The organism is Motiliproteus coralliicola, from assembly GCF_003345655.1.
Taxonomy (GTDB): domain Bacteria; phylum Pseudomonadota; class Gammaproteobacteria; order Pseudomonadales; family Balneatricaceae; genus Motiliproteus; species Motiliproteus coralliicola.
On the sequence record NZ_QQOH01000005.1, the window covers coordinates 261,361 to 286,786 of the forward strand.

The window sequence follows — 25,426 nt, forward strand, 5'->3', positions numbered from 1 at the left end:
CTAACCTCTAGCGGTCTGATACAGCTGCAGTGCATGTTCGAATCGCAGGCCGATGTAGACTGCGATACACAACAGTAGCAGTGGCCATAACCACACAGGCCAGTGAATCGGCTGACGGTCGAAGCGGCTGTAGCTGAGGCGGATCAGGCCGGCGACCGTTAGGCCCAGCAGCAGACCGCCGACGATATCGCTGAACCAGTGAACGCCCAGGTAGAGGCGTGAGAGAGCCACCGCCGAAATCGGCAGCAGGGTGGCGGCATAGCAGAGCCAGCGTCGCCGGTAGGGCCAGTGTTGGGCAATAAAAGCGGCGAGAAGGCAATACCAGAGTGCGGTGGCGCTGGTGTGGCCCGACGGGAAGCTGTAGGACTGTAGAGGCTCCAGCAGCACCTGCGGGCGTTCCGTCACAAAGCCGTTCTTGGCCAGTGTATTGAGACTCAACACCGCTAGGATCGCCACCAGCCAGTGAAGCGCGGCGATCCATTGCTGCTGGGTGGCCAGGCTCAGGGCGATCACCAGACTCAGTCCCCCCAGTAACCAGCCATCGCCGATCAGGGTGATCGCTATAAATCCATGATCAAGACTGTTGGTTCTCAGCAGCTGGCTGAGTTGGTGCAGGCCTTGGTCGAGCGGTGCCAGGGGATTGCCCAGGACTACCGACAGGCTCAGAAGCGTAAAGCCGATCAGCGCCACACCAGCCAACAGGGCCGAGGCCAGGGGTAACTCGTCGCTGCGGGGGCTGCGCAGCGGTTTCAGTTGTAGACTGCGTGCAAGTCGCTGGTGGTGAGGGTGTTCCGGATGCAGCCAACGGTGTAGGCCGAAGGCGATAAGCGGTATCAGTAGCAGCAGGCCCAACAGCAGCAGATTCAGCATCCCGTTTTCGCCGAGGTTGCTAAGCTCGGGGAGGGTTTCTCGGCCCAGTTTGCCGAGCAGGTAGCCGGGCAGGATATAGACCGGCGCCCACAGCAGTGCCGATGCCAGGTTGATGGCGATAAAGCGTGGCGGTGCCATCTGCAGCATACCGGCGACAAACGGCAGCACCGGCCGGATCGGGCCGACGAAGCGACCGATGGCGACACTATAGCCGCCGTAGCGTTGAAAAAACCGCTCGCCCCGCGTTACCCAATCCGGATACCGATTGAATGGCCAATGCCGCAGGGCGGGTTGATGAGCGTATCGGCCCAGCGCAAAACTGAGTAGGTCGCCGGCGATGGCGCCGAGCATGGCGGCCAGCAGACAGAGGCCTAGGTTCAGTTCGGCGCTGCCGGCCAGCAGGGCCAGCGCGTACAGCAAGGCCACGCCGGGTACGATCACGCCGATCAGCGCCAGTGATTCGACAAAGGCGCTGAGCCCGATCGCCATCAGGGTCCAGTGGGGGTGTTGATCAAGCCAGTCGATCAGAATACTGAGGGTTTCGGACATGCTGTTTAGATGTCATGGCTAAATGTCATGGATTGTGGGGTAGAATAGCGCCCCTTTGAGGCTTTATGAAAACGACTGCGCTCTCGCTTGTCACGTTTTCATATAGCCTCCTTTAATAGCTTAGCGATCAGGAAACGGCGGCGTGAAAGAGATCATCCTTATTAACATCTCCGGTGAAGACAAGCCGGGAGTGACCTCAACCATCACTGAAACCCTGGCCCGTTACCAGGTGAATGTATTGGATATCGGTCAGGCGGTTATCCACAGTAATTTATCGCTCGGTATCCTGGTGGAGATCCCGAAGCAGTCCGAGTCCTCGCCGGTGCTTAGCGATGTGCTGTTCCGGATGCATGCGATGGGGATGAATACCCGTTTTGACCCGGTCGATCAGGCTGACTACAGCCGCTGGGTCGAAGGACAGGGTAAGTCGCGCCACATTATTACCCTGTTGGCCCGACGGATTAATGCCGGCCATATCGCCAAGGTCACCCGCATCGCCGCCGATCATGGGCTGAATATCGACAATATCAGCCGCCTGTCCGGCCGGGTTCAGCTCGACGATGGAGAAGAGTCGACCAAGGCCTGTGTCGAATTTTCGGTCCGGGGTGAGCCGAGCGAAACGTTGCGTGCCGAATTTCTTAAAGCGGCCAGCGAACTGGATGTGGATATCGCGTTTCAGAAGGACGATATCTACCGTCGCAATCGCCGTCTGGTCGTGTTCGATATGGATTCGACCCTGATCGAAGCCGAAGTGATCGACGAACTGGCGATTGAGGCCGGTGTTGGCGACCAGGTGGCGGCGATCACCGAAGAGGCGATGCAGGGCAAGATCGACTTTACCGAGAGCTTTGAGCGTCGGGTGGCTCTGTTGAAGGGGCTGGATGCCGGCGTGCTGGAAAAGGTTGCGCAGCGGCTGCCGCTGACCGAGGGGGTCGAAGAGCTGGTCTCGAGTCTGAAGGCGCTGGGCTTCAAGACCGCGATCCTGTCCGGTGGCTTCACCTATTTCGGCGAGCACCTGAAGCAGCAGCTGGGCTTCGATTATGTACACGCCAATGAGCTTGAAGTGGAAGACGGTAAAGTCACCGGTCGTGTGACCGGCCGGGTGGTCGATGGTAACCGCAAGGCCGAGCTGCTACGTGAGATCGCGGCCAATGAAGGGGTCCGGCTGGAGCAGACCATTGCGGTTGGTGATGGCGCCAACGATCTGCCGATGCTGTCGATTGCTGGCCTGGGTATCGCCTTCCGAGCCAAGCCGCTGGTACGCCAGAGTGCCAAGCAGGCGATCTCGACCCTGGGTCTGGATGGCATTCTTTACTTGATTGGTTTTCGCGATCGCGACAACGTCCCAAAGTAAGTCTTGCTATTAGCGTGGGGGCGGTTATGATTGCCGCCCCTGATGCTTTTCCTTCCTCTACAAAGCATCTTATATCACCCCGAAATCGGGGCTCCAGCAGTGTCCAGTCACTGTTTTTCTAACGGGTTAAAAAATAATCGGTTAGAACGTCTATTTTCGCTTGCGTGCTTTTTATCCAATGCGTACAATTCCGTACCCTTTTTTTTGGGGGTGGCAGTTTATTGCCTAATAAATTCCATTTGGAGTTGTGGTCGAAATGCAAAACCAGAAAATCCGTATTCGATTGAAGGCTTTTGATCATCGCTTGATCGACGCTTCCACTCAGGAAATCGTTGATACTGCCAAGCGTACTGGCGCGCAGGTGCGTGGCCCGATCCCTCTCCCGACTCGCAAAGAGCGTTTTACAGTTCTGGTCTCTCCGCACGTCAACAAAGACGCGCGTGATCAATATGAGATCCGTACTCACAAGCGTGTTCTGGATATCGTCGAGCCGACTGAAAAAACAGTCGACGCGCTGATGAAGCTGGATCTTGCGGCGGGCGTGGATGTTCAAATTAGCCTGGGCTAATCGATAAGCGCGTAAGCGCTATATAAATGAAGTAGAGGAATGCTCTGAGAAGGGCAGCCATAGTGGGTTAAAGCCCCGTACTCAACTGGCAAGAGGTTTAAAAATGGCTATTGGTTTAGTCGGACGGAAAGCGGGCATGACCCGTGTATTCACTGATGATGGTGTATCCGTGCCAGTCACGGTCATCGAGGTGGAACCGAACCGCGTTACTCAGCTGAAGACCGATGAGGTTGACGGCTACAGCGCTGTACAGGTAACTGTCGGTGCTAAGAAGGCTTCTCGTGTAATCAAGCCGGAGGCGGGTCACTTCGCCAAGGCGAGCACTGAAGCTGGTCGTGGTTTGTGGGAGTTTCGCCTGTCGGGTGACGAAGAAGTCCAGGTTGGCGATCAGCTGACTGTTTCAGCTTTTGAAGCAGGTCAGAAGGTCGACGTTACCGGTCAATCCAAAGGTAAAGGTTTCCAGGGTGGCGTTAAGCGCTGGAACTTTAAGATGCAGGATGCGACTCACGGTAACTCAATCTCTCACCGTGCACCTGGTTCCATCGGTCAGTGTCAAACCCCTGGGCGTGTGTTCAAGGGCAAGAAGATGGCTGGTCACATGGGTGATGAGCGCGTAACCGTACAGACTCTGGAAGTCGTTCGCGTAGACGCTGAACGCAATCTGCTCCTGATCAAGGGTGCGGTTCCGGGTGCTGCTGGCGGTGACGTAATTGTTAAACCAGCGGTTAAAGCGCGCGGCTAAGGGAGATGACAATGAATCTTACTATTGCAGGCGCTAACGGTTCGGTAGAAGTATCCGAGCTGGCCTTTGGTAAAGAATTTAACGAAGCGCTGGTTCACCAGGTCGTCACTGCTTACCTGGCAGGTGGTCGTCAAGGTACCCGTGCTCAGAAGACTCGCTCCGAAGTGAGCGGCGGTGGTCGTAAGCCCTGGCGTCAAAAGGGTACTGGCCGCGCACGTGCAGGTACTATCCGCAGCCCGATCTGGCGCTCCGGTGGTGTTACCTTCGCTGCTAAGCCGCAGGATCACTCTCAGAAGGTCAACAAGAAGATGTACCGTGCGGCTATCCGCTGCATCTTCTCCGAGCTGGTTCGCCAAGAGCGTCTGGTGGTTGTTGAAGAGCTTAAGCTCGAAGCGCCCAAGACCAAGCTGATGGCTGCCAAGCTGAAGGAACTGGACCTGAGTGATGTTCTGGTGATCACCGAAGCAGTTGATCTGGATCTGTATCTGTCTGCCCGCAACCTGCCGCACGTTGACGTGCGTGACGTTGCTGCCATCGACCCGGTTAGCCTGGTTGGTAGCGAGAAGGTACTGGTCACAGTTGCTGCTCTGAAGAAAATTGAGGAGATGTTGGGATGAACCAAGAGCGCATCTTCAAAGTTCTGTTAGGCCCGCACATCTCTGAGAAGGCGACCATCGTTGCCGAAGACGCTCAGCAGGTTGTGTTCCGTGTAGCGCCTGATGCGACTAAGCCTGAAATCAAAAAAGCGGTTGAGCAGCTGTTCGAAGTAAAAGTTGCCAGCGTTCGTGTTCTGAACTCCAAGGGTAAGACCAAGCGTACTGCCCACGGTATGGGTCAGCGCAAGAGCATCCGCAAGGCTTACGTTCGCCTGGCTGAAGGCCACGATATCGACTTCGTTGGCGAATAAGGGAGGCTGACAGATGGCAATTGTTAAATGTAAACCGACCTCCGCTGGCCGTCGCCATGTGGTTAAGGTTGTAAACCCGGATCTGCACAAGGGCGCACCTTACGCCCCGCTGCTGGAGAAGAAGTCCAAGACCGGTGGCCGTAACAACAACGGTCGCATTACTACCCGTCACAAGGGTGGTGGTCACAAGCAGCACTACCGTGTAATCGATTTCAAGCGTAACAAGGACGGCATCCCGGCTGTTGTTGAGCGTCTGGAATACGATCCGAACCGTTCCGCCAACATCGCCCTGCTGAAATATGCTGACGGTGAGCGTCGTTACATCATCGCTCCCAAGAACATGCAGGCTGGCGACAAGGTGATTTCCGGTGCCGGTGCTGACATCAAATCAGGTAACTGCATGCCGCTGCGGAACATTCCGCTGGGTAGTGTTGTTCACTGCATCGAGCTCAAGCCTGGCAAGGGCGCCCAGATGGCACGTAGTGCCGGCGCTTCTGCACAGCTGGTTGCTCGTGAAGGCGCTCACGCGACTCTGCGTCTGCGCTCCGGTGAAATGCGTAAGGTCCTGGTTGACTGTCGTGCCACCCTGGGTGAAGTCGGTAACAGCGAGCACTCTCTGCGCTCTCTGGGTAAAGCCGGTGCTTCCCGCTGGCGTGGTGTTCGTCCCACCGTTCGCGGTGTTGCGATGAACCCGGTAGATCACCCGCATGGTGGTGGTGAAGGCCGTACCTCTGGTGGTCGTCACCCGGTATCCCCATGGGGTACTCCGACCAAGGGTCACAAAACACGTAAGAACAAGCGTACCGATAAGCTTATCGTACGTCGTCGTTCTAAGAAATAATCACTGAATTCGAGGAAACGGCTGTGCCACGTTCACTTAAGAAAGGTCCTTTTATTGACCTTCACTTGATGAAGAAGGTTGAGGCTGCCATCGAAAAGGGCGACCGCAAGCCGATCAAAACTTGGTCGCGTCGCTCTACTATCTTCCCGAACTTTGTCGGGTTGACGATTGCAGTCCATAACGGACGCCAACATGTTCCTGTTTTCGTTACCGAAGACATGGTAGGTCACAAGCTGGGTGAGTTTGCTGTCACCCGTACCTACCGCGGACATGCTGCTGACAAGAAAGCGAAGCGTTAAGCGAGGATATAAAGATGGAAGTAGCCGCTAAATTGAAGGGCGCCCGCTTATCCGCGCAGAAAGCTCGCTTGGTAGCGAACCAAATCCGCGGTAAGTCTGTAGACGAAGCCCTGAACATCCTGGCCTTCAGCCCCAAAAAGGGTGCTGCGATCATGAAGAAAGTGCTGGAGTCTGCAATCGCAAACGCCGAGCACAATGAAGGCGCTGATGTTGACGAGCTGAAGGTATCCACCGTATTTGTGGATGAAGGTATGACCATGAAGCGGATTAAGCCCCGCGCCAAGGGTCGTGCTGATCGTATCCTGAAGCGTAGCTGTCATATCACCGTCAAGGTCGCTGAGAAATAGGAGACACCAAGATGGGTCAGAAAGTTAATCCTACTGGCATCCGGCTTGGTGTCGTCAAAGACCATACCTCTGTTTGGTATGCAAGCCGCTCTGCCTATGCAAAAAACCTGCTGCAAGATCTGGAAGTACGTAAGTACCTCGAGGACAAGCTGAAGCAGGCCTCTGTTAGCCGCATCGAAATCGAGCGTCCGGCGCAGAATGCCCGTATCACCATTCACACTGCCCGTCCGGGTATCGTGATCGGTAAGAAGGGTGAAGACGTTGAAAAACTGCGCGCCGCCGTCAGCAAGATGATGGGTGTGCCGGTTCAGATCAACATCGAAGAGATCCGCAAGCCGGAACTGGATGCCAAGCTGGTAGCTCAGGGCGTTGCTGGTCAGCTGGAGCGTCGTGTGATGTTCCGTCGCGCCATGAAGCGTGCGGTACAAAACGCCATGCGTCTGGGTGCCAAGGGCATCAAGGTTCAGGTTGGTGGTCGTCTGGGTGGTGCTGAAATCGCACGTTCAGAATGGTACCGCGAAGGCCGTGTACCTCTGCACACCCTGCGTGCCGATATCGATTACGGTACCTACGAAGCTCACACTACCTACGGTGTCATCGGCATCAAGGTGTGGATCTTCAAGGGTGAGATTCTGGGTGGTATTGAGCAGGTTCGTGCTCAGAAAAGTGCCGCTTCCAAGAAGAAAGCTGCTAAGTAGAGGGTACGTCAATGCTGCAACCTAAGCGTCTGAAATACCGTAAGATGATGAAAGGCCGCAACCGTGGCCTGGCTCATCGCGGTAGCAAAGTAAGCTTTGGCGAATTCGGTCTCAAGGCTACCGGTCGCGGTCGTATCACTGCTCGTCAGATTGAAGCGGCTCGTCGGACCATGACTCGTCACATTAAGCGTGGCGGTAAGATCTGGATTCGCGTTTTTCCGGACAAGCCCATCACTACCAAGCCTCTGGAAGTACGTCAGGGTAAAGGTAAGGGTAACGTCGAATACTGGGTAGCTCAGATCCAGCCCGGCAAGGTGCTGTTTGAGATGGAAGGTGTTTCCGAGCAACTGGCCAGCGAGGCCTTCGCTCTTGCTGCCGCCAAGCTGCCTATTTCAACCACCATTGTTAAGCGGACGGTGATGTAATGAACTCAGTTGAATTACGTGAAAAGTCCGTAGATGAGCTTAATCAAGAGCTGCTGGACCTGCTGAAGGAACAGTTCAATCTGCGGATGCAGAAGAGCTCTGGTCAGCTGGCGCAAACTCACCTGCTGGGTAAAGTGCGTCGCGACATTGCTCGGGTTAAGACTGTACTGAACGAGAAGGCAGGTAACTAAGCATGGCTGAATCTAAGATCCGCACTGCAACCGGCCGAGTTGTCAGTGACAAGATGGATAAAACCATCACAGTGCTGGTTGAGCGTAAGGTTAAGCACCCGATTTACGGCAAGTTCGTAAAGCGCTCTACCAAGCTTCATGCGCATGACGAAAACAACGAATGCGGTATCGGTGACCTGGTTACCGTTAAGGAAACCCGTCCGTATTCCAAGTCTAAGTCTTGGGCGTTAGTAACAATTGAAGAACGCGCTGCAAAGGTGTAATATATTGCGCCTTTGCTCCGAGGACCTGGGTTACTCCGTTTTCAACAAGAGCGAAGCAATCCAGGTCAGAGTGATGGAGTGAAACCATGATTCAAACTGAATCAATGCTGGACGTTGCTGATAACAGCGGCGCTAAGCGCGTACAGTGCATCAAAGTACTGGGCGGCTCGCACCGTCGTTATGCTCGCGTCGGCGATATCATCAAGATTACCGTTAAGGAAGCAATTCCGCGCGGTAAGGTGAAGAAAGGCCAGGTGCTGAAGGCAGTGGTTGTTCGTACCAAGAAGGGCGTTCGTCGTCCTGACGGTTCAATCATCCGCTTCGATACCAACTCTGCTGTACTGCTGAACGATACCAGCGAACAGCCGATCGGTACTCGTATCTTTGGCCCGGTTACGCGTGAACTTCGCTCAGAGAAGTTCATGAAGATCGTTTCCCTGGCGCCTGAAGTGCTGTAAAGACCAAGCTCCGAGTAGCTTGGTTTATGTAAAACGCTGAGATCCGACGCGAGTCGGGTGCTCGGCGTTTTGAGCATGAGAAGGTCGCAGGAAATATAGGTAATTAACAAATGCGCAAAATCAGACGTGATGATGAAGTCATCGTCATTGCCGGTAAAGACAAAGGTAAGCGCGGTAAGGTCATGAAAGTTCTGGCCGACAACCGCTTCGTTGTTTCCGGTATCAATATGGTGAAGAAGCACACCAAGCCGAACCCGATGCTGGGCCAGGCTGGCGGCATCGTTGAGAAGGAAGCGCCGATTCAGGCCTCCAACGTAGCGATCTTCAACGCTGCCACCGGTAAAGGTGACCGTGTGGGCTTCAAGATCTTGGAAGACGGTACCAAGGTTCGTTATTTCAAATCCAACGGCGAAGTCGTCGGCGGATAATAGGGGAGCAGGTACCATGTCAAGATTGAAAGCGCTGTACAAAGATCAAGCCGCTGCTGACATTCAGCAGGAACTGGGTCTTAAGAACGTAATGGAAATTCCCCGCATCACCAAGATCACCCTGAACATGGGTGTTGGTGAAGGCATCGGGGACAAGAAAATGATCGAAAACGCAGTTGCTGATATGGAAGCAATTGCCGGTCAGAAAGTGGTTGTCACCATGGCGCGCAAGTCTGTTGCAGGCTTTAAAGTGCGTGAAGGTTGGCCGATCGGTTGTAAAGTGACTCTGCGCGGCGAGCGTATGTGGGAATTCTTCGACCGTCTGGTAGACATCGCTATCCCCCGTATCCGTGACTTCCGCGGCTTGAGCTCCAAGTCGTTCGACGGTCGTGGCAACTACAGCATGGGCGTTAAAGAGCAGATCATCTTCCCGGAGATCGACTACGACAAGGTCGACAAGCTGCGCGGTATGGATATCACCATTACCACCACTGCGCGCACCAACGAAGAAGGTCGTGCACTGATGACCGCTCTGGGCTTCCCGTTTAAAAAGTAGGTGAGTTGCTATGGCTAAGGAATCTATGAAGGCGCGCGAAGCTAAGCGCGCTAAGCAAGTTGCTAAGTACGCCGCCAAGCGTGCTCAGCTGAAGGCTATCATCAGCTCCCCGGAGTCATCTGAGGATGACCGTTGGGACGCGCAGGTTGCACTGCAAAAGCTGCCGCGTGATGCCAGCCCTGTTCGTCAGCAGCGTCGCTGCCAGATCACTGGTCGCCCGCACGCTGTATATCGCAAGTTCGGCCTGTCCCGGACTCAGCTGCGTGAAGCCGCCATGCGCGGTGATGTACCCGGCCTTAAGAAAGCTAGTTGGTAAGCGTCGGCTCCGATCCCCGGGGCCGCTCTGCTGCACAATAGTGAGGACTCATTAAATGAGCATGCAAGACACTCTTGCGGATATGCTGACGCGTATTCGTAACGGTTTGATGGCTGAAAAAGTCTCAGTGTCCATGCCTGCATCTAAGCAGAAGAAGGCCGTGTGCCAGGTTCTGCAGGATGAAGGTTACATCACTGGATTCAGCGTTGAAGGCGATGTAAAGCCGACTCTGAATATCGAGCTGAAGTATTTCGAAGGTAAGCCCGTTATCGAGAAGATTGAGCGCTCAAGTCGCCCTTCTCTGCGTCTGTACAAGTCCGCTTCCGACCTGCCGAAGGTTCGTGACGGTCTGGGTATTGCCATTATTTCAACTTCTAAAGGTGTCATGACTGACCGTGCAGCCCGTGCGGCTGGCGTCGGTGGTGAAGTCATCTGCACCGTTTTCTAGGAGATTGAAATGTCACGTATCGCAAAAGCACCTGTCAGCATTCCTGCTGGCGTTGAGGTGAAGCTGAACGGTCAAGCGCTGAGCATCAAAGGCGGTAAGGGTTCCCTGGAGATGGACGTTCATCCCAGTGTTACTGTTGCCAACGAAGACGGTGCGCTGCAGTTTGGTGCCCGCGATGGCTCCAAGCAATCCCGTGCGCTGTCCGGTACTATGCGCTCTCTGGCCAACAACATGGTTGTTGGTGTGAGCGAAGGTTTTGAGAAGAAGCTTGAGCTGATCGGTGTTGGTTACCGTGGTGCTGTTAAGGGTTCCGTTCTGAACCTGAGCCTGGGCTTCTCTCACCCGGTTAACTACGAGCTTCCCGAAGGCGTATCTGCCGAGATGCCGTCTCAGACTTCTATCGTTCTGAAAGGCGCCGACAAGCAGAAGCTGGGCCAAGCCGCCGCTGAAATTCGCGCGTTCCGTCCGCCTGAGCCTTATAAGGGCAAGGGTGTTCGTTATGCTGACGAATATGTGCGTCGTAAAGAAGCTAAGAAGAAATAAGTAGGGCAGGATAATGAGCGTTAAGAATGAATCTCGTCTGCGTCGTGCCCGTCGCTCCCGCATCAAAATGCGTGAGCTGGATGCGACACGTTTGTGTGTCTACCGTACTCCTCGCCACATCTACGCCCAGATCATCTCTGGTGACGGTAGTAAGGTGCTGGCAAGCGCTTCTACGGTAGAAAAAGATCTGCGCGAAGGCGCTACTGGCAACATCGAAGCCGCCACCAAGGTTGGTTCTCTGATTGCTGAGCGCGCTAAGACTGCAGGTGTTACCAAGGTTGCTTTTGACCGTGCCGGTTTTAAATACCACGGCCGTGTCAAAGCGTTGGCTGAAGCGGCGCGTGAAGGCGGCCTGGAATTCTAAAGGTTAGGTTATGGCAAATCACGAACAGAAAGACGGTGACCTGCAAGAGAAGCTTGTTCAGGTAAACCGAGTCGCCAAAGTGGTTAAAGGTGGTCGTATCTTCGGCTTCACCGCCCTGACCGTAGTTGGTGACGGCAATGGTAAAGTCGGCTTCGGCCGTGGCAAGGCGCGTGAAGTGCCGGTCGCGATCCAGAAGGCGATGGAGCAAGCCCGCCGCAACATGATTCAGGTTGACCTGAATGGCGGTACGCTGCAGTACCCGATCAAGGCCCGTCACGGCGGTTCCAAGGTCTACATGCAGCCGGCTTCCGAAGGTACCGGTGTAATCGCCGGTGGTGCGATGCGCGCAGTACTGGAAATGGCTGGTGTACATAACGTACTGGCTAAGTGCTACGGCTCAACCAACCCGGTTAACGTTGTACGCGCAACCATCAATGGTCTGAAGGCGATGAGCTCGCCGGAAGAGATTGCTGCCAAGCGTGGCAAAACTGTAGAAGAAATTCTGGGGTAATCTGCGATGGCTAAGACAATCAAAGTGACGCAGACGCGTAGCTCGATCGGCACCCTGCCCAAGCACAAGCTGTGCTTGAAAGGCCTGGGCCTTCGTCGCATCGGTCATACCGTTGAAGTTGAAGACACCCCTTCCGTACGCGGCATGGTTAACAAAGTTAACTACATGGTCAGCGTCGAAGGCGAATAGTGGAGAGGCATATCATGCGTCTGAATACACTGAGCCCGGCTCCCGGTTCCAAGAAAGCACCTAAGCGTGTTGGTCGTGGTATCGGCTCTGGCCTGGGTAAGACCGCTGGTCGCGGTCACAAGGGTTTGAAGTCCCGTTCCGGCGGTTCTGTTAAGCCCGGTTTCGAAGGCGGTCAGATGCCTTTGCAGCGTCGTCTGCCGAAGTACGGCTTTACTTCCCGTCAAGCTCAATACCGTGCCGAGATTCGTCTCAACGAACTGGCTAAGGTTGAAGCTGATGTGATCGATCTGGCGGCTCTGGAAGCTGCTGACATCATCGGTCACAGCATCAAGGAAGCGAAAGTTATCCTGTCTGGCGAGATCACCAAGGCGGTTACCGTCAAGGGGCTGAAGGTCACCAAGGGTGCCCGTGCAGCAATCGAAGCCGCAGGCGGAAAAGTCGAGGACTAAATGGCTAAGCAAGGTAGTACACCCACCGGAGTTCAAAGCGGACTGGGCGAGTTAAAGTCTCGCCTGTGGTTTGTTTTTCTGGCAATTGTGGTTTACCGCATCGGGGCGCATATTCCGGTTCCCGGGATTAACCCTGATCGCCTTGCAGCCATGTTCGAACAAAACCAGGGCACCATCCTGAGCCTGTTTAACATGTTCTCAGGTGGTGCTTTGGAACGTATGTCGATCCTGGCGCTGGGCATCATGCCCTACATCAGCGCCTCGATCATCATGCAACTGCTGACCGTAGTCAGCCCTCAGCTTGAGCAGCTCAAGAAAGAGGGTGAGGCAGGTCGACGGAAAATTAGCCAATACACCCGCTACGGTACGGTCATCTTGGCCACCGTTCAGTCTTTTGGTATGGCGGTCGGTCTCGCAGGGCAGGGTATTGCCTTCAGCGCAGACCTAAGCTTTTATTTCGTCGCTGTCGTCACCCTTGTTTCGGGTGCTGTCTTCCTGATGTGGCTCGGTGAGCAAATTACCGAGAGAGGTATTGGTAACGGCATTTCACTGCTGATCTTTGCCGGTATCGTCGCAGGTCTGCCCGGTGCGATCGGTCAGTCCTTCGAGGCATCCCGTCAAGGTGATCTGAACATCCTGGCACTGTTGACCATCGCCATCCTGGCGGTAGCCACAATCGCGTTTGTCGTCTTTATGGAGCGCGGTCAACGCCGCATTACCATTAATTACGCCAAGCGTCAGCAGGGTCGGAAGGTGTATGCCGCTCAGTCCAGCCATCTGCCGCTGAAAGTGAACATGGCCGGGGTTATCCCGCCGATCTTTGCTTCCAGTATTCTGCTGTTCCCGGCTTCGGTCGGTCAGTGGTTCGGGCAGGGTGAAGGTATGGACTGGCTGCAGGATGTAGCACTGGCGCTTGGACCAGGTCAGCCGCTGTATATCCTGCTGTTCTCTGCTGCGATTATCTTCTTCTGCTACTTCTACACCGCGATTATGTTTAATCCGAAAGAAGTGGCGGACAACCTGAAGAAGTCCGGTGCCTTTATTCCCGGTATTCGTCCCGGTGATCAGTCGGCCCGTTATATCGATCAGGTACTGTCGCGTTTGACTCTGTTTGGTGCGCTCTATATCACCGCAGTGTCGCTGATGCCTCAGTTCCTAGTTGTTGCGTGGAACGTGCCGTTTTACTTCGGTGGTACATCACTGCTGATCGTCGTAGTTGTGGTTATGGATTTCATGGCCCAGGTACAGTCGCATCTGATGTCTCACCAGTACGAGTCACTGATGAAAAAATCCAATCTCAAGGGTGGTGGTGGACTGGTTCGATAACCGGCCACCGATCCTATTTGGAGTAGATCATGAAAGTACGTGCATCTGTTAAAAAGATCTGCCGTAACTGCAAGATTGTACGTCGTAACGGTTCCGTACGCGTCATCTGCAAAACAGAACCTCGCCATAAGCAGCGTCAAGGCTAAACAGCCGGATCTGCTTCCGCGCGAAGGCGCAAGATTTGAGGTTGATTAATAACCGATCAATCTCTATAATCTTGCGCCTTTCGCAGAATGGTTAAGAGTAGCGTGCCGTCCATCGAAGCATGGGCGGCCGAAAACGGAGTAAATTGAATGGCCCGTATAGCTGGCGTCAATATCCCAGACAATAAGCATGCGGTGATCTCCCTGACCTACATCTATGGTGTCGGCCGTACTACCGCAAAGTCCCTGTGTGACTCGGTAGGCGTGGCGACCGATGCAAAGATCGGAGACCTGTCTGAGGAACAACTGGATAGCCTGCGCGCTGAAGTTGCCAAACTCTCTGTAGAGGGTGACTTGCGTCGTGAGGTTAACATGAACATCAAGCGTCTTATGGACCTGGGCTGCTTCCGTGGTATTCGCCACCGTCGCAACCTGCCGGTTCGTGGTCAGCGCACTAAAACTAATGCGCGCACCCGTAAGGGACCACGTAAGCCGATCCGTAAGTAGTGCAAGAGGAATAACCCAACATGGCTAAGCCAGGTACTCGCACAACGCGCAAAAAAGTTAAAAAGCAGGTGGTTGATGGGTTCGCTCACATCCATGCCTCTTTTAATAACACCATCGTGACCATTACCGACCGTCAGGGTAACACCCTGAGCTGGGCTACCGCTGGTGGTTCAGGTTTCCGTGGTTCGCGTAAGTCCACCCCGTTCGCTGCCCAGGTTGCAGCCGAGCGTGCAGGCAACGCGGCACAGGAATACGGTCTGAAGAACCTCGACGTGTTTGTGAAGGGCCCGGGACCGGGTCGTGAATCCGCCGTTCGCGCACTGAACAACGTCGGTTTCAAAATCACTAACATCACTGACGTGACGCCGATCCCGCACAACGGTTGTCGTCCGCCGAAGAAGCGTCGCGTTTAATCAGGAGACGGTAGAAAATGGCTCGATATATTGGACCAAAATGTAAACTGTCTCGCCGCGAAGGTACGGACCTGTTCCTGAAGAGCGGCGTTCGTGCACTGGATTCCAAGTGCAAGGCAGAAACTCCTCCGGGAGTTCACGGAGCTCGTCGTGGTCGTCTGTCCGACTACGGTCTGCAGCTGCGTGAGAAGCAAAAAGTACGTCGTATTTACGGCATTCTGGAGCGTCAGTTCCGCAGCTACTACAAGGAAGCCGCTCGTCTGAAAGGCGCAACCGGCGAAAACCTGCTGCAGCTGCTGGAAAGCCGCCTGGACAATGTGGTTTACCGTATGGGCTTTGGTGCGACTCGTGCCGAAGCACGTCAGATCGTTTCTCACAAAGCGATTCTGGTAAATGGTCAGACGGTTAACATCCCGTCTTACCAGGTACAGGCCGGTGACGTTGTCACCGTTCGCGAGAAGGCTAAAACCCAGCTGCGTATCAAGAACGCACTGGAGCTGGCTTCTCAGCGTTCCGCTGTTGAGTGGGTCGACGTAGACAGCAACAAAATGGAAGGTACTTTCAAGGCCGCTCCTGAGCGTGCTGAGCTGTCCGCCGAGATCAACGAACAGCTGATCGTTGAACTGTACTCCAAGTAATCATTGCTAGGTGGAAATAATGCAGGCTTCTGTAAACGAATTTCTAAGCCCTAGCCGGATCGATGTAGATGAGATCTCCAGCACTCGTGCGAAGGTCTCTCTCGAGCCGCTAGAGCGTGGTTTCGGCCACACGCTGGGTAATGCGCTGCGTCGGATTCTTCTGTCGTCCATGCCCGGTTGCGCAATCTCCGAAGTGGAGATTGATGGCGTGCAGCACGAGTACAGCTCTATCGAGGGTGTACAGGAGGATGTCATCGAGATCCTGCTGAACCTCAAGGGTGTTTCCGTCGCCATGCACAATGGCGAAGAAGCACTGCTGACTCTGACCAAGCAGGGCCCCGGTGTTGTTACTGCAGCCGATATCCAGCTGAACCAGGATATCGAAGTTGCGAACCCGGACCACGTGATCGCTCACCTGAGCGACAAGGCCGAGCTGTCTATGCAGCTGAAGGTCACCCGTGGACGTGGTTATGTACCGGCTGATGTCCGTGACAACGCAGACGAAGAAAGCCGTCCGATCGGCCGTCTGCTACTGGATGCTACCTACAGCCCGGTTCGTCGCGTGTCTTACGTGGTTGAGAGTGCGCGTGTTGAACAGCGCACTGACCTGGATAAGCTCGTTATCGACCTGGAAACCACTGGTGCGATCGATCCTGAAGAAGCGATCCGTCGTGCTGCAACCATCCTGCAACAGCAGCTGGTTGCGTTTGTGGACCTGGAAGGTGAAGCAGGTGTGGCTGAGGCTGAGCCTGAGCCGGAGATCGATCCGATCCTGCTGCGTCCGGTAGACGATCTTGAGCTGACTGTACGTTCAGCCAACTGTCTGAAGGCCGAGAACCTGTACTACATCGGTGACCTGATCCAGCGTACCGAAGTCGAGCTGCTGAAGACCCCGAACCTGGGTAAGAAGTCCCTGACCGAAATCAAGGACGTTCTGGCCTCCAAGGGTCTGTCACTCGGCATGCGTCTGGAAAACTGGCCGCCGGCTAGCCTGAAAAACGACGACAAGGTTGCTTCCTAAGCAACCTTGATCGAACAACGTTTAGTTTTGTAAGGAATTAAACATGCGCCATCGTAAAAGTGGGCGTCAACTGAATCGCAATAGCTCGCATCGCAAAGCGATGTTCAAGAACATGGCTGTTAGCCTGTTCGAGCACGAGCTGATTAAGACGACTCTGCCCAAAGCAAAAGAGCTGCGCCGTGTCGCTGAGCCGCTGATCACACTGGCTAAAGATGACTCCGTCGCAAATCGCCGTCTGGCTTTCGACCGTACCCGCTCTGACGCGGCTGTCGGCAAGCTGTTCAACGAACTGGGTCCTCGCTACGCGAACCGTCCTGGTGGCTACATTCGCATCCTGAAGTGCGGCTTCCGTGCCGGCGACAATGCGCCTATGGCCTACGTTGAGCTGGTTGACCGTCCGGTTGTAGCCGAAGAAGTTGAAGAGTCTGCTGAAGACTAATCAACCGCTACGGTTTAAATTCAAAAGCCCGGCTTACGCCGGGCTTTTTTGTGCCTGCTAGTCAGCGAAACAATTCAAAGCTTTTCCTGCAGACCACTCAGTTTTGCCATCAGACCTATGTAATGGGCACCACGCCAGAACAGCTGACGACAGTCGTGGCATTGATAAAAATTGTCGTAACTACGGCGGGTACCGGGTGGTAGTTGCTCGAGTATGTCGTCCTTGCTGACCCTGGCTAGCATGCCATTGCAGTTTATGCAGCGGGTTAGTGGCTGCCAGAAGTCGGCCAGCGTGAAATAGTCGGTGATCTCGGTAATTTGTCGAGTTGGCTCGATAGCGCGAACAAAGTAGCCCCAAGGCAGTCGTGCCTGCTTCAGAATTCCCAGATCTCGGGTTAGCACGATCCGCTGCTCAGCCAATGCGGTATCGATGATAAAGGGATCTTCATAGTCGTTACCCCAGCGTGTATCGAAACCCAGCATGCGTAGATGGCGGCATAGCTTGCCCAGATGGACATCGAGGATAAACCTTGGTGGCTCAGGTGGCGGAGGGTGCCACTGCTTCGATGACTCAGGTTGCAGGTGTTGAAAGCGTGGGTAAACCGCTATCTGGTCTTCAGGCTGCAGCTGGTATTCCGCTGACTGGGGCTGACCATTGACCAACACTAAGGCCACTTCGACATGGGGCACTCGCTGTGCCTGGATGCTGTCGCGCAGTCCCGGGGTGCCGCTAAACCGAAATGCTGATGCCTGATATCTTTTCTCGGCAGGCAGGAAATCGTTGAGACCGCCGTAAAACCGGAATTGGCAACTGTGAAGGTGCGGGGCGTGACTATCGGGCATCGGGCGAACCGCTATCGCTGATTGCTATTCTGATACTCTAGATCAACGGTTGTGTTCAATACCTCCCGACGCTCCTAAAAACCATCAGTCCTGATTTTTGGTACCGTTGTATCCGCATCTTAAAGTGCGGCTAAGGGCTACGTTTACCTGTAGGACTGTCTGGTTGTAGCTGAAGAAGTCTAAGGATCTGCTGAAGATTAAATAGCATTTCGAATTAAAAAAGCCCTGCTATACGGGGCTTTGATTGGCAATTGTGTTTTCAATTAATGGCGCTGCTGAAAATAGATAACTGTCGATTTCAGTTCCTGCATCACTTCAGCCAACTCTTTACCGGCAGCAGAACTGGCCTGTACCGAGCTGGAGATGCTACCGGCTGAATCGTTAATCTGCGTCAGGTTACGGCTGATCTCTTCGGTGACATTGCTCTGTTGTTCCGTGGCCGCTGCGATCTGAACGCTCATGTCGCTAAGCGTCTGTATCAAGCCGGCAATCTGCGACAGAGCCGTGTCGACATGTTGTGCCGATTGTCGGGTCGTATCAGCATAGCTTTGCGAAGAGTCCATGGTAGCGACGACATCGTTTACCCGCTTCTGCAGTGCCGTGATCATCGCCTCAATCTCCATGGTTGAGCTTTGAGTTCGGCTTGCGAGGCTGCGAACTTCATCGGCTACGACAGCAAAGCCTCGGCCCGATTCACCTGCCCGCGCCGCTTCGATGGCGGCATTCAGTGCCAGTAGGTTGGTTTGCTCGGCGATCGAATTAATCACCCCGATAATGCTGCTGATCTGCTCGGCGTCGTGCTGCAGCTGTTGGATCAGGTTGACCGCCGCTTTTACTTCGTCTGCCAGGGACTCGACTGCGCCGACGGCTGTTGCCACCAACTGGTTTCCCTGGTCCACCTCGTTATTGGCCTGGCGGGCGCTGTCGGCACAGCGTTGGGCGTTTCCGGCCACCTCCTGAATGCTGGCCGACATCTGTGTCACCGACGATGCCAGCAGGCCGAGCTCGTTGGTCTGCAGGCTGACGTTGTGGACATTCTGTTCGCTGCTCTGGTTAAGCGAGTCCATTTGCTGCTCCAACACTCCTGCGCTGTGTTGGATCAGTTGTACCAGGGTTGCTTGTTGAGATCGCAGCGCCTGTATCGCCACCTCTATGCCTGAAGCCTCGTCGGCACGGCCGCAATAGGCCAAGCACGCCAGGCGGCGTACCTCTTTCATGGCGCTATTGTTGGCGCGTAGCTGGCGTAACGGGCGGCGCAACCATTGGCGCAAACCTGCGCTAAGCCCAAGGGCTGTAGCCACTGCGATGATCCAGCCAAGCGGAGAGGCCTGCAGAGAGGGAATTGCGGCCACGGCCAGTATCAAGGTGCTAACGCCGACAACTTCTAGTGTTGTTAACGGGAGCTTGAACCCGTATGGTGCGCCGGAGTTGGCCAATGATCGGTACAGGCGGTCGGCTGATTCCACATAGCGGCGAGCGGGTCGGGTCCTGACCGACTGATAACCAACGACCTCTTTGCCATTGTAAATGGGGGTAACGTAAGCGTTGACCCAGTAGTGATCACCGTTTTTGCAGCGGTTTTTGACCAGCCCCATCCATGCCTGCTTTTGTTTCAGGCAGTGCCACATATCCTTATAAGCTTCTGGTGGCATGTCGGGATGGCGCACAATATTGTGGGGTTGCCCCAACAGCTCCTGTTCTTCATATCCGGAAATATCGATAAAGGCCTGGTTGATCGAGGTGATCCGGCCTTCCAGGTTGGTGGTAGAAATAATTCGCTGTTCAGTGTCGAACAGTCGCTCCTTCTGGGTGACGGGAAGGTTCGTTCTCATGGCGTTTCTTCCTAAAACGTCGGTTTAGCGCTTAATCCCTAGCGCTCCCGCTGATTAGTCGGGAGAGATGACAACGGACATTCCGTTAACTATAGACGATCGATGTGACAGTGAAGGGAGATGGCTCGCCGATTGGTGGTTATTGGATTCGGCGGTTGAAGAGGGGCTGCCGAGCGCTCCGGTTATCGGCTCGGCAGCATCAGGATTGCTGGCTAGGACTGTAGCATCGGTTGCAGAAAGCGCCCGGTATGAGACACGGACTGATCGGCCACCTGCTCCGGTGTGCCTTGGGCAATGATCTGTCCGCCTTTGACGCCGCCTTCAGGCCCCAGATCGACGATCCAGTCGGCGGTCTTGATCACATCCAGATTGTGCTCGATCACGACCACGGTGTTGCCATGGTCCCGCAGCCGGTGCAGTACGTTCAGCAGTTGCTGGATATCGTAGAAGTGCAGACCCGTGGTCGGCTCGTCGAGGATATACAGGGTGTTGCCGGTGTCACGCTTGGACAGCTCTTTTGACAGCTTGACCCGCTGGGCTTCACCGCCGGACAGGGTGGTGGCGCTCTGGCCCAAGCGGATATAGGACAGGCCGACATCCATCAGTGTTTGTAATCGGCGTGCCAGCATCGGGATCGCATCGAAGAATTCGCGGGCGTCCTCGACGGTCATCTCCAGTACTTCGTGGATGCTCTTACCCTTGTATTTGATCTCCAGGGTCTCGCGGTTGTAGCGCTTACCCTTGCAGACGTCGCAGGGTACGTAGATATCGGGCAGGAAGTGCATCTCGACCTTGATCACGCCGTCGCCCTGGCAGGCTTCGCAGCGACCGCCCTTGACGTTGAAACTGAATCGACCCGGTTTGTAGCCCCGCGAACGGGCTTCCTGGGTGGCTGCGAACAGCTCTCGAATCGGGGTGAAAATACCGGTGTAGGTGGCCGGGTTGGAGCGGGGCGTTCGCCCAATCGGGCTCTGGTCGATGTCGACCACCTTGTCGAGCTGATCCAGTCCCTGGATTTCCGCATAGGGTTGCGCTTCCAGGGTGGTGGCATTGTTGAGCGCCGTGGCAGCTAGCGGGTAGAGGGTGTTGTTGATCAGCGTTGACTTGCCCGAGCCCGAGACCCCGGTTACGCAGGTCATCAGTCCCAGTGGAATCGACAGGTCGACCTGCTGCAGGTTGTTACCGCTGGCGCCCAGTAGTTTTAGCTGGCGTTCGGGGTCGGACGGGTTGCGCTGTTCCGGGATCGCAATACAGCGCTTACCGCTCAGGTACTGTCCGGTCATCGACTCGGGGGAGTTCATCACCTGTTTGGGCGTACCCTGGGCGATAATCTCACCGCCGTGGACGCCGGCGCCGGGGCCGATATCGATGACATGGTCGGCCAGACGGATCGCGTCCTCGTCGTGTTCGACCACGATCACGGTGTTCCCCAGGTCGCGCAGGTGGGTCAATGTCGCCAGCAGACGCTCATTGTCGCGCTGATGTAGCCCGATCGACGGCTCGTCGAGGATATACATCACGCCCACCAGACCGGCTCCGATCTGGCTGGCCAGTCGGATTCGCTGGGCCTCGCCGCCGGACAGGGTGTCGGCATTGCGGTTCAGGGTCAGGTAGTCGAGTCCGACGTTGACCAGGAAGCTGAGCCGGACCCGAATCTCCTTGAGAATTTTTTCGGCGATCTCGCCCTGCTTGCCCGGAAGGCTGAGCTGCTCGAAGTAATCGGTGGCGCTGCCGACCGGCATGGCGGTGATGTCGGCGATGTTGTGCTGGTCGACAAACACGTGGCGGGCATCACGGCGCAGGCGCGAGCCGTTGCAGGAGGGGCAGCTCTGCTGAGCCTGGTATTTGGCCAGGTCTTCGCGCACGGTCTGGGACTCGGTGTCCCGATAGCGGCGCTGCATATTCGGGATCACGCCCTCGAACGGGTGCGATTTAACGGTGATATCGCCGCGATCGCTGAGGTAGTTGAAGCGGATCTTCTCTTTACCGGTTCCGTACAGCACCACCTGTTGCTGCTTGTGGCTGAGCTGGTTGAACGGGGTTTCGGTATCGAAATCGTAGTGCTCGCCAACCGCCTTGAGCAGCTGATAGTAATACACGGTGCGGCGATCCCAGCCCCGGATCGCGCCCTGGGCCAGGGTCAGGCTCGGGTCGGCAACCACTTTGGCCGGGTCGAAGAACTGCTTGACGCCGAGGCCGTCGCACTGGCTGCAGGCGCCATGGGGGTTGTTGAACGAGAACAGCCGCGGTTCCAATTCCTGGATGCTGTGACCACACTGGGGACAGGCGAAACGGGCCGAGAAAATGATGTCTTTGCCGCCGTCGTCGTCCATCGGCGCCAGCATCGCCAGGCCATCGCTCAGTTCCAGGCAGGTCTCCAAGGATTCGGCCAGACGGATCTGGATATCGTCACGGACCTTGAAGCGGTCCACCACCACTTCGATATTGTGCTTCTTGTTCTTGTCCAGCTCCGGCGGGGCGTCGAGATCGCAGACGATGCCGTTGATCCGGGCGCGGACAAAGCCCTGGGCCTTGAGGTTGTTCAGCAGGTGCAGGTGCTCGCCTTTGCGCCCCTGGATCATCGGCGCCAGCAGCATCACCTTGCTGCCTTCTTCCATGGCCAGGATCTGATCGACCATCTGGCTGACCTCCTGGGCTTTGAGCGGCAGGTCGTGATCGGGACAGCGGGGTTCACCGGCGCGGGCGAACAGCAGTCGCAGGTAATCGTAGATTTCGGTGATGGTGCCGACGGTGGAGCGCGGGTTGTGGGAGGTCGACTTCTGCTCGATCGAAATCGCCGGCGACAGGCCTTCGATGTGATCCAGTTCGGGCTTTTCCATCATCGACAGGAACTGGCGCGCGTAGGTCGACAGTGATTCGACATAGCGGCGTTGCCCTTCGGCATACAGGGTGTCGAAAGCCAGTGATGACTTGCCGGAGCCGGACAGACCGGTAATGACGATCAGTTTGTCACGGGGAATGTCGATATCGATGTTTTTCAGGTTGTGGGTGCGGGCGCCCCGAACGCTGATGGTATCCATGTCTGCCTCTGAAACCCGGTACACGGGCGTTGCTGCGCGAAACGAGCCGGACATTATATAGCTCCGCTGCTCCGGCTGCGAAAACAATCTCGTATTGGTTTTCTGGCGGGGCTGCCACCGGCGCCAGTTATGGGGTATTCTAATCCGCTACTTCGCCGCCTCCGTTTTCCTCGGATGGCGCAGGGCGAATATCTCAACCCCGCAAATTCTGAACGAAATAGAGAAGAGAAATCCGATGGCACGAGGCGTCAACAAAGTCATTCTGATCGGCAACCTGGGTCAGGATCCGGAAGTCCGATATATGCCCAACGGCAATGCGGTCACCAATGTGACGCTGGCCACCTCCGACAGCTGGAAGGATCGCGAAACCGGTCAGCAGCAGGAGCGTACCGAATGGCACCGGGTGGTGTTCTTCGGCAAGCTGGCGGAGATCGCCGGCCAATACCTGCGCAAGGGCTCCAAGGTTTACGTCGAAGGTGCGTTGCGCACCCGTAAGTGGCAAGGTCAGGACGGCCAGGATCGTTACACCACCGAGATCGTCGTCGATATCAACGGTACCATGCAGATGCTCGATTCCCGCGGTGAGCAGGGGCAGGGTGGATACCAGCAGCAGTCCTACGGACAGCCGGCACCGCAGCAGCAGCCTCAGCAGCCGATGCAACAACAGCAGGGCGGTTTTGGTGGCGGTCAGTCGCAGCAGCCTCAACAGCGTCCGCAGCAGCAGCCTCAACAACCCCCGCAACAGCCTCAGCAGCCGGCGGGTGGTTTCGATGACTTTGATGACGATATCCCGTTCTAAGTTGTTGGAATCTAATGTTAAAAAAGCCACGCATTACGTGGCTTTTTTTATGGGTTAAGAACGCGATCGCGAGATCGATTCGGGTGCTGTACCGTTACTCAAACGGCTTGGGCTGTGGTGTCTGATCGGTCGACGGCGGCAGGATCGGGAGCTGGAACTGCGGCTGATCACCGGTCAGGGTTTTCAAGAAGGCGACGATCTGATCGTTTTCGGTCGGGCTGAACTTTCGACCCAGCTGCAACCGTCCCATGACATCCACGGCCTCGGCCAGGGTTTCTGCCTCGCCATCGTGGAAGTAGGGGTAGGTCATTTCGACGTTGCGCAACGTCGGTACCTTGAACTTGAACCGATCGCTGTCCTTGCCGGTGACCGCGCTTAAACCTTCGGCCGGGCTTTTGGCTTGATAGGCTTCAACCACACCCATCTTCTGGAACGAGTTACCGCCGACGGCTTCGCCGTTATGGCAGGCCGCGCAACCGCTATCCTTGAACAGTTGGTATCCGGACAGCTCGTCTGCGCTCAGTGCGTTCTTGTCCCCCAGCAGCCATTGATCGAAGCGCGAGTTGGGGGTTACCAGGGTCTTTTCGAATTCGGCGATGGCTTCGGTGACCTGCTCGATCTTGATCTGGTCGGTACCGAACACCTGCTGGAACTCGGTGACGTACTGCGGAATCGACTCCAATACATCGATCGCGAGACTATGGGTAAAGGCCATTTCACCCGGGTTTGCGATCGGTCCACCGGCCTGTTCCTGCAGGTCGGCGGCACGGCCATCCCAGAATTGGGCGATATTGAGACTGGAATTGAGCACGGTCGGCGCGTTGATCGGTCCCTGCTGCCAGTTATGTCCGATCGAGGTCTTCAGGTTATCGGTCCCGCCCATACTGAGGTTGTGGCAGGAGTTACAGGAGATAAAGCCGGATTTGGACAGGCGCGGATCAAAGTAGAGCTTTTTGCCCAGCTCCGATTGGGCAAGGTTGAGTTGCTGGACCGGAGCGATTGGTTGTATCGGTTCCTTGGCGAAGGCCGTGGTTGAGAGTGTGAGGGCGGCTAGCAGAGTTGCTGCGCCTGAAAGTGCGTTTTTCATCGTGGTCACCCATGTGTGCTTCCCTGTAGGGGATCCTGGTCTAAACCCAGAAGCCCTGGCTGGGTCGTTGAGATGGAGGGCTGATTGAGAGTTGGTCATCAATCAATACCCATTCAAAAAGCAGGTATTAATTTAGACTAGGTCTAAATCGAAAACAATAGATATCTGAATAATGCAACGAGAGTCCCGAAAAACGGGTACTTTTGCTGACGCAGGGGTGAGGTAAACCGAGGAGAGCGGAGGGGCTGCTATCGCAATCTGGGGTGAGTGGGTCGCAGGGGGTTGGTCAGGAGTTGCGGACCCGGATCAGCAGTTCGACCTGCTCGGTACGGGTCTGGGAGGGTAGTTGGCTCTGATCAAGTCCCTGCAGTACCGCTTCGCTGATATCGATCAACTCGCCGGTATCTTCGTTGAAGATATGGTGGTGTGGGCTGGTGTTAGAGTCGTAATAGCTGCGTGAGCTGTCGATACAGATCTCACGCAACAAGCCTTTCTCTACAAAGAGTCCTAGGGTGTTGTAAACAGTCGCCTTGGAGACCTGGGTCCCCTGTTGATAGAGCTGGTGATAGAGCTGATCGGCGCTGACATGCTGGTGCTTGCACAGCAGCTGTGCAGCGATCTGTTGACGCTGTGCGGTCGGCACGATCTGGTGTTGTTTCAGCACCTGCGCAATATCGTGACCTGCTGGGAGGCTGGGTGATGCGACATCATTCATCCTCCTAGTATAAAGGAATACATCAGAGTTTCGAATATATTGATAAATCGCAATTTTGCTCTAGAGCTGCGCTCGACAACCTCCCGTAAAACCGCCCGCTAAGGGGTGGGTAGGCGGGGTCAGGTTTGCTAGTTGGGACATAGCTGGGGCATGCTAGGGATCTGTGAACAAGGTTATGCCTGATCCTCGGCCCCCCGTTTGATCTGCATGCTGCGTGGCACTTTTTTCAGGTTGAATAAAGCCTGGAATCGGTGTCTGGTTTGCCGACCAAAGGGTACGCCAGAGTCCGTTGAGGCCCTGTTTTCAG

The 25,426-nt window shown here is 55.5% G+C and carries 36 protein-coding genes; 30 read left to right on the forward strand and 6 right to left on the reverse strand.

Going from position 1 to position 25,426, the window contains the following annotated elements; genetic code table 11:
• On the reverse strand, positions 1–1,419 hold the full coding sequence (locus DV711_RS17485) for a bifunctional DedA family/phosphatase PAP2 family protein (protein WP_114697020.1): 1,419 nt from the start codon (positions 1,417–1,419) through the stop codon (positions 1–3).
• Between the two features lie 142 nt (positions 1,420–1,561).
• Here DV711_RS17485 and serB point away from each other — a divergent pair, with 142 nt between their 5' ends.
• The 29 genes from serB to rplQ all read left to right on the forward strand — a co-directional run bounded on the left by serB (position 1,562) and on the right by rplQ (position 16,803).
• Positions 1,562–2,773: a phosphoserine phosphatase SerB gene (gene serB, locus DV711_RS17490; RefSeq protein ID WP_114697021.1), complete on the forward strand. Its 1,212-nt coding sequence runs from the start codon at positions 1,562–1,564 to the stop codon at positions 2,771–2,773.
• 256 nt (positions 2,774–3,029) lie between these two features.
• The gene (rpsJ, locus tag DV711_RS17495; protein ID WP_114697022.1) at positions 3,030–3,341 is read left to right on the forward strand and encodes a 30S ribosomal protein S10; all 312 of its coding nucleotides are present in this window, start codon (positions 3,030–3,032) and stop codon (positions 3,339–3,341) included.
• Between the two features lie 103 nt (positions 3,342–3,444).
• Positions 3,445–4,083, forward strand: coding sequence for a 50S ribosomal protein L3 (gene rplC, locus DV711_RS17500; protein WP_114697023.1), 639 nt, complete (start codon positions 3,445–3,447; stop codon positions 4,081–4,083).
• 11 nt (positions 4,084–4,094) lie between these two features.
• The gene (gene rplD, locus DV711_RS17505; RefSeq protein WP_114697024.1) at positions 4,095–4,700 is read left to right on the forward strand and encodes a 50S ribosomal protein L4; all 606 of its coding nucleotides are present in this window, start codon (positions 4,095–4,097) and stop codon (positions 4,698–4,700) included.
• Positions 4,697–4,990, forward strand: coding sequence for a 50S ribosomal protein L23 (gene rplW / locus DV711_RS17510; RefSeq protein ID WP_114697025.1), 294 nt, complete (start codon positions 4,697–4,699; stop codon positions 4,988–4,990). The genes rplD and rplW overlap by 4 nt, the downstream gene beginning before the upstream one ends.
• A 13-nt stretch (positions 4,991–5,003) precedes the next feature.
• Complete coding sequence (gene rplB / locus DV711_RS17515; protein ID WP_114697026.1) at positions 5,004–5,831, forward strand: 50S ribosomal protein L2; 828 nt, start codon at positions 5,004–5,006, stop codon at positions 5,829–5,831.
• Between the two features lie 23 nt (positions 5,832–5,854).
• On the forward strand, positions 5,855–6,130 hold the full coding sequence (gene rpsS / locus DV711_RS17520) for a 30S ribosomal protein S19 (protein ID WP_114697027.1): 276 nt from the start codon (positions 5,855–5,857) through the stop codon (positions 6,128–6,130).
• A 14-nt stretch (positions 6,131–6,144) separates the two neighbouring features.
• On the forward strand, positions 6,145–6,477 hold the full coding sequence (rplV, locus tag DV711_RS17525; protein ID WP_114697028.1) for a 50S ribosomal protein L22: 333 nt from the start codon (positions 6,145–6,147) through the stop codon (positions 6,475–6,477).
• An 11-nt stretch (positions 6,478–6,488) separates the two neighbouring features.
• Positions 6,489–7,175 carry a 30S ribosomal protein S3 gene (gene rpsC, locus DV711_RS17530; RefSeq protein WP_114697029.1) on the forward strand — a complete coding sequence of 229 codons (687 nt, stop codon included), beginning with the start codon at positions 6,489–6,491 and terminating at the stop codon, positions 7,173–7,175.
• A gap of 11 nt (positions 7,176–7,186) precedes the next feature.
• Positions 7,187–7,600 carry a 50S ribosomal protein L16 gene (gene rplP / locus DV711_RS17535; RefSeq protein WP_114697030.1) on the forward strand — a complete coding sequence of 138 codons (414 nt, stop codon included), beginning with the start codon at positions 7,187–7,189 and terminating at the stop codon, positions 7,598–7,600.
• The gene (rpmC, locus tag DV711_RS17540) at positions 7,600–7,791 is read left to right on the forward strand and encodes a 50S ribosomal protein L29 (protein ID WP_114697031.1); all 192 of its coding nucleotides are present in this window, start codon (positions 7,600–7,602) and stop codon (positions 7,789–7,791) included. Before rplP ends, rpmC begins: the two co-directional genes overlap by 1 nt.
• Before the next feature lie 2 nt (positions 7,792–7,793).
• Complete coding sequence (gene rpsQ, locus DV711_RS17545; RefSeq protein WP_114697032.1) at positions 7,794–8,054, forward strand: 30S ribosomal protein S17; 261 nt, start codon at positions 7,794–7,796, stop codon at positions 8,052–8,054.
• An 86-nt stretch (positions 8,055–8,140) separates the two neighbouring features.
• Positions 8,141–8,512: a 50S ribosomal protein L14 gene (gene rplN / locus DV711_RS17550; protein ID WP_114697033.1), complete on the forward strand. Its 372-nt coding sequence runs from the start codon at positions 8,141–8,143 to the stop codon at positions 8,510–8,512.
• 110 nt (positions 8,513–8,622) lie between these two features.
• Positions 8,623–8,940 (forward strand): 50S ribosomal protein L24, encoded by a 318-nt coding sequence (gene rplX, locus DV711_RS17555; RefSeq protein WP_114697034.1) that lies wholly within the window; start codon positions 8,623–8,625, stop codon positions 8,938–8,940.
• A 16-nt stretch (positions 8,941–8,956) separates the two neighbouring features.
• Positions 8,957–9,496, forward strand: coding sequence for a 50S ribosomal protein L5 (gene rplE, locus DV711_RS17560; protein WP_114697035.1), 540 nt, complete (start codon positions 8,957–8,959; stop codon positions 9,494–9,496).
• Between the two features lie 10 nt (positions 9,497–9,506).
• The gene (rpsN, locus tag DV711_RS17565; RefSeq protein WP_114697036.1) at positions 9,507–9,812 is read left to right on the forward strand and encodes a 30S ribosomal protein S14; all 306 of its coding nucleotides are present in this window, start codon (positions 9,507–9,509) and stop codon (positions 9,810–9,812) included.
• Positions 9,813–9,867: 55 nt separating this feature from the next.
• The gene (gene rpsH, locus DV711_RS17570) at positions 9,868–10,260 is read left to right on the forward strand and encodes a 30S ribosomal protein S8 (RefSeq protein WP_114697037.1); all 393 of its coding nucleotides are present in this window, start codon (positions 9,868–9,870) and stop codon (positions 10,258–10,260) included.
• 9 nt (positions 10,261–10,269) lie between these two features.
• Entirely contained in the window at positions 10,270–10,803 is a 534-nt protein-coding gene (gene rplF / locus DV711_RS17575) for a 50S ribosomal protein L6 (RefSeq protein ID WP_114697038.1), read from the forward strand.
• A 13-nt stretch (positions 10,804–10,816) separates the two neighbouring features.
• Entirely contained in the window at positions 10,817–11,167 is a 351-nt protein-coding gene (gene rplR / locus DV711_RS17580; protein ID WP_114697039.1) for a 50S ribosomal protein L18, read from the forward strand.
• Positions 11,168–11,177: 10 nt separating this feature from the next.
• Entirely contained in the window at positions 11,178–11,678 is a 501-nt protein-coding gene (gene rpsE, locus DV711_RS17585; RefSeq protein WP_114697040.1) for a 30S ribosomal protein S5, read from the forward strand.
• Positions 11,679–11,684: 6 nt separating this feature from the next.
• On the forward strand, positions 11,685–11,867 hold the full coding sequence (gene rpmD, locus DV711_RS17590; RefSeq protein WP_114697041.1) for a 50S ribosomal protein L30: 183 nt from the start codon (positions 11,685–11,687) through the stop codon (positions 11,865–11,867).
• A 14-nt stretch (positions 11,868–11,881) separates the two neighbouring features.
• Positions 11,882–12,316, forward strand: coding sequence for a 50S ribosomal protein L15 (gene rplO / locus DV711_RS17595; RefSeq protein ID WP_114697042.1), 435 nt, complete (start codon positions 11,882–11,884; stop codon positions 12,314–12,316).
• Positions 12,317–13,642: a preprotein translocase subunit SecY gene (secY, locus tag DV711_RS17600; RefSeq protein ID WP_114697043.1), complete on the forward strand. Its 1,326-nt coding sequence runs from the start codon at positions 12,317–12,319 to the stop codon at positions 13,640–13,642.
• Positions 13,643–13,671: 29 nt separating this feature from the next.
• Complete coding sequence (gene rpmJ / locus DV711_RS17605; RefSeq protein ID WP_114697044.1) at positions 13,672–13,788, forward strand: 50S ribosomal protein L36; 117 nt, start codon at positions 13,672–13,674, stop codon at positions 13,786–13,788.
• 147 nt (positions 13,789–13,935) lie between these two features.
• Positions 13,936–14,292, forward strand: a complete 357-nt coding sequence (rpsM, locus tag DV711_RS17610; RefSeq protein ID WP_114697045.1) for a 30S ribosomal protein S13 — start codon at positions 13,936–13,938, stop codon at positions 14,290–14,292.
• Between the two features lie 20 nt (positions 14,293–14,312).
• On the forward strand, positions 14,313–14,705 hold the full coding sequence (rpsK, locus tag DV711_RS17615) for a 30S ribosomal protein S11 (protein ID WP_114697046.1): 393 nt from the start codon (positions 14,313–14,315) through the stop codon (positions 14,703–14,705).
• 17 nt (positions 14,706–14,722) lie between these two features.
• Positions 14,723–15,343, forward strand: coding sequence for a 30S ribosomal protein S4 (gene rpsD / locus DV711_RS17620; RefSeq protein ID WP_114697047.1), 621 nt, complete (start codon positions 14,723–14,725; stop codon positions 15,341–15,343).
• A gap of 19 nt (positions 15,344–15,362) precedes the next feature.
• Positions 15,363–16,364: a DNA-directed RNA polymerase subunit alpha gene (locus DV711_RS17625; RefSeq protein ID WP_114697048.1), complete on the forward strand. Its 1,002-nt coding sequence runs from the start codon at positions 15,363–15,365 to the stop codon at positions 16,362–16,364.
• A 43-nt stretch (positions 16,365–16,407) separates the two neighbouring features.
• Positions 16,408–16,803 (forward strand): 50S ribosomal protein L17, encoded by a 396-nt coding sequence (rplQ, locus tag DV711_RS17630; protein ID WP_114697049.1) that lies wholly within the window; start codon positions 16,408–16,410, stop codon positions 16,801–16,803.
• Positions 16,804–16,877: 74 nt separating this feature from the next.
• Here rplQ and DV711_RS17635 read toward each other — a convergent pair whose 3' ends face one another.
• The 3 genes from DV711_RS17635 to uvrA form a co-directional block, all read right to left on the reverse strand.
• A complete protein-coding gene (locus tag DV711_RS17635) occupies positions 16,878–17,645 on the reverse strand; it encodes a Mut7-C RNAse domain-containing protein (RefSeq protein ID WP_114697050.1) in 768 nt (255 codons plus the stop codon).
• Positions 17,646–17,908: 263 nt separating this feature from the next.
• Entirely contained in the window at positions 17,909–19,477 is a 1,569-nt protein-coding gene (locus DV711_RS17640; RefSeq protein WP_114697051.1) for a methyl-accepting chemotaxis protein, read from the reverse strand.
• Between the two features lie 212 nt (positions 19,478–19,689).
• Positions 19,690–22,518, reverse strand: coding sequence for an excinuclease ABC subunit UvrA (gene uvrA / locus DV711_RS17645; RefSeq protein ID WP_114697052.1), 2,829 nt, complete (start codon positions 22,516–22,518; stop codon positions 19,690–19,692).
• Positions 22,519–22,753: 235 nt separating this feature from the next.
• On the opposite strand from uvrA, the gene ssb reads away from it, so the two are divergent.
• Positions 22,754–23,317: a single-stranded DNA-binding protein gene (gene ssb, locus DV711_RS17650; RefSeq protein ID WP_114697053.1), complete on the forward strand. Its 564-nt coding sequence runs from the start codon at positions 22,754–22,756 to the stop codon at positions 23,315–23,317.
• 94 nt (positions 23,318–23,411) lie between these two features.
• Here the strand turns inward: ssb and DV711_RS17655 are convergent, their stop codons facing one another.
• Together DV711_RS17655 and DV711_RS17660 are read right to left on the reverse strand one after the other, a co-directional pair.
• Complete coding sequence (locus DV711_RS17655; protein ID WP_114697054.1) at positions 23,412–24,404, reverse strand: cytochrome-c peroxidase; 993 nt, start codon at positions 24,402–24,404, stop codon at positions 23,412–23,414.
• A gap of 286 nt (positions 24,405–24,690) precedes the next feature.
• Entirely contained in the window at positions 24,691–25,119 is a 429-nt protein-coding gene (locus tag DV711_RS17660) for a Fur family transcriptional regulator (RefSeq protein ID WP_114697055.1), read from the reverse strand.
• Between the last annotated feature and the right edge of the window lie 307 nt (positions 25,120–25,426).

Coding starts and splice junctions, on each gene's coding strand:
- rplE (WP_114697035.1), top strand. CDS start 8,957: ATGTCAAGATTGAAAGCGCTGTACAAAGATCAAGCCGCTGCTGACATT.
- rpsD (WP_114697047.1), top strand. CDS start 14,723: ATGGCTCGATATATTGGACCAAAATGTAAACTGTCTCGCCGCGAAGGT.
- rpsQ (WP_114697032.1), top strand. CDS start 7,794: ATGGCTGAATCTAAGATCCGCACTGCAACCGGCCGAGTTGTCAGTGAC.
- rpsN (WP_114697036.1), top strand. CDS start 9,507: ATGGCTAAGGAATCTATGAAGGCGCGCGAAGCTAAGCGCGCTAAGCAA.
- rplP (WP_114697030.1), top strand. CDS start 7,187: ATGCTGCAACCTAAGCGTCTGAAATACCGTAAGATGATGAAAGGCCGC.
- uvrA (WP_114697052.1), bottom strand. CDS start 22,518: ATGGATACCATCAGCGTTCGGGGCGCCCGCACCCACAACCTGAAAAAC.
- rpsM (WP_114697045.1), top strand. CDS start 13,936: ATGGCCCGTATAGCTGGCGTCAATATCCCAGACAATAAGCATGCGGTG.
- rplC (WP_114697023.1), top strand. CDS start 3,445: ATGGCTATTGGTTTAGTCGGACGGAAAGCGGGCATGACCCGTGTATTC.
- rplR (WP_114697039.1), top strand. CDS start 10,817: ATGAGCGTTAAGAATGAATCTCGTCTGCGTCGTGCCCGTCGCTCCCGC.
- rpsE (WP_114697040.1), top strand. CDS start 11,178: ATGGCAAATCACGAACAGAAAGACGGTGACCTGCAAGAGAAGCTTGTT.
- rpmJ (WP_114697044.1), top strand. CDS start 13,672: ATGAAAGTACGTGCATCTGTTAAAAAGATCTGCCGTAACTGCAAGATT.
- rplN (WP_114697033.1), top strand. CDS start 8,141: ATGATTCAAACTGAATCAATGCTGGACGTTGCTGATAACAGCGGCGCT.
- rplD (WP_114697024.1), top strand. CDS start 4,095: ATGAATCTTACTATTGCAGGCGCTAACGGTTCGGTAGAAGTATCCGAG.
- rplX (WP_114697034.1), top strand. CDS start 8,623: ATGCGCAAAATCAGACGTGATGATGAAGTCATCGTCATTGCCGGTAAA.
- DV711_RS17635 (WP_114697050.1), bottom strand. CDS start 17,645: ATGCCCGATAGTCACGCCCCGCACCTTCACAGTTGCCAATTCCGGTTT.
- DV711_RS17485 (WP_114697020.1), bottom strand. CDS start 1,419: ATGTCCGAAACCCTCAGTATTCTGATCGACTGGCTTGATCAACACCCC.
- rpmC (WP_114697031.1), top strand. CDS start 7,600: ATGAACTCAGTTGAATTACGTGAAAAGTCCGTAGATGAGCTTAATCAA.
- rplV (WP_114697028.1), top strand. CDS start 6,145: ATGGAAGTAGCCGCTAAATTGAAGGGCGCCCGCTTATCCGCGCAGAAA.
- rpmD (WP_114697041.1), top strand. CDS start 11,685: ATGGCTAAGACAATCAAAGTGACGCAGACGCGTAGCTCGATCGGCACC.
- rplO (WP_114697042.1), top strand. CDS start 11,882: ATGCGTCTGAATACACTGAGCCCGGCTCCCGGTTCCAAGAAAGCACCT.
- DV711_RS17660 (WP_114697055.1), bottom strand. CDS start 25,119: ATGAATGATGTCGCATCACCCAGCCTCCCAGCAGGTCACGATATTGCG.
- DV711_RS17655 (WP_114697054.1), bottom strand. CDS start 24,404: ATGAAAAACGCACTTTCAGGCGCAGCAACTCTGCTAGCCGCCCTCACA.
- rplB (WP_114697026.1), top strand. CDS start 5,004: ATGGCAATTGTTAAATGTAAACCGACCTCCGCTGGCCGTCGCCATGTG.
- rplQ (WP_114697049.1), top strand. CDS start 16,408: ATGCGCCATCGTAAAAGTGGGCGTCAACTGAATCGCAATAGCTCGCAT.
- rpsH (WP_114697037.1), top strand. CDS start 9,868: ATGAGCATGCAAGACACTCTTGCGGATATGCTGACGCGTATTCGTAAC.
- rpsK (WP_114697046.1), top strand. CDS start 14,313: ATGGCTAAGCCAGGTACTCGCACAACGCGCAAAAAAGTTAAAAAGCAG.
- rplW (WP_114697025.1), top strand. CDS start 4,697: ATGAACCAAGAGCGCATCTTCAAAGTTCTGTTAGGCCCGCACATCTCT.
- rpsJ (WP_114697022.1), top strand. CDS start 3,030: ATGCAAAACCAGAAAATCCGTATTCGATTGAAGGCTTTTGATCATCGC.
- ssb (WP_114697053.1), top strand. CDS start 22,754: ATGGCACGAGGCGTCAACAAAGTCATTCTGATCGGCAACCTGGGTCAG.
- DV711_RS17625 (WP_114697048.1), top strand. CDS start 15,363: ATGCAGGCTTCTGTAAACGAATTTCTAAGCCCTAGCCGGATCGATGTA.
- rplF (WP_114697038.1), top strand. CDS start 10,270: ATGTCACGTATCGCAAAAGCACCTGTCAGCATTCCTGCTGGCGTTGAG.
- DV711_RS17640 (WP_114697051.1), bottom strand. CDS start 19,477: ATGAGAACGAACCTTCCCGTCACCCAGAAGGAGCGACTGTTCGACACT.
- secY (WP_114697043.1), top strand. CDS start 12,317: ATGGCTAAGCAAGGTAGTACACCCACCGGAGTTCAAAGCGGACTGGGC.
- rpsC (WP_114697029.1), top strand. CDS start 6,489: ATGGGTCAGAAAGTTAATCCTACTGGCATCCGGCTTGGTGTCGTCAAA.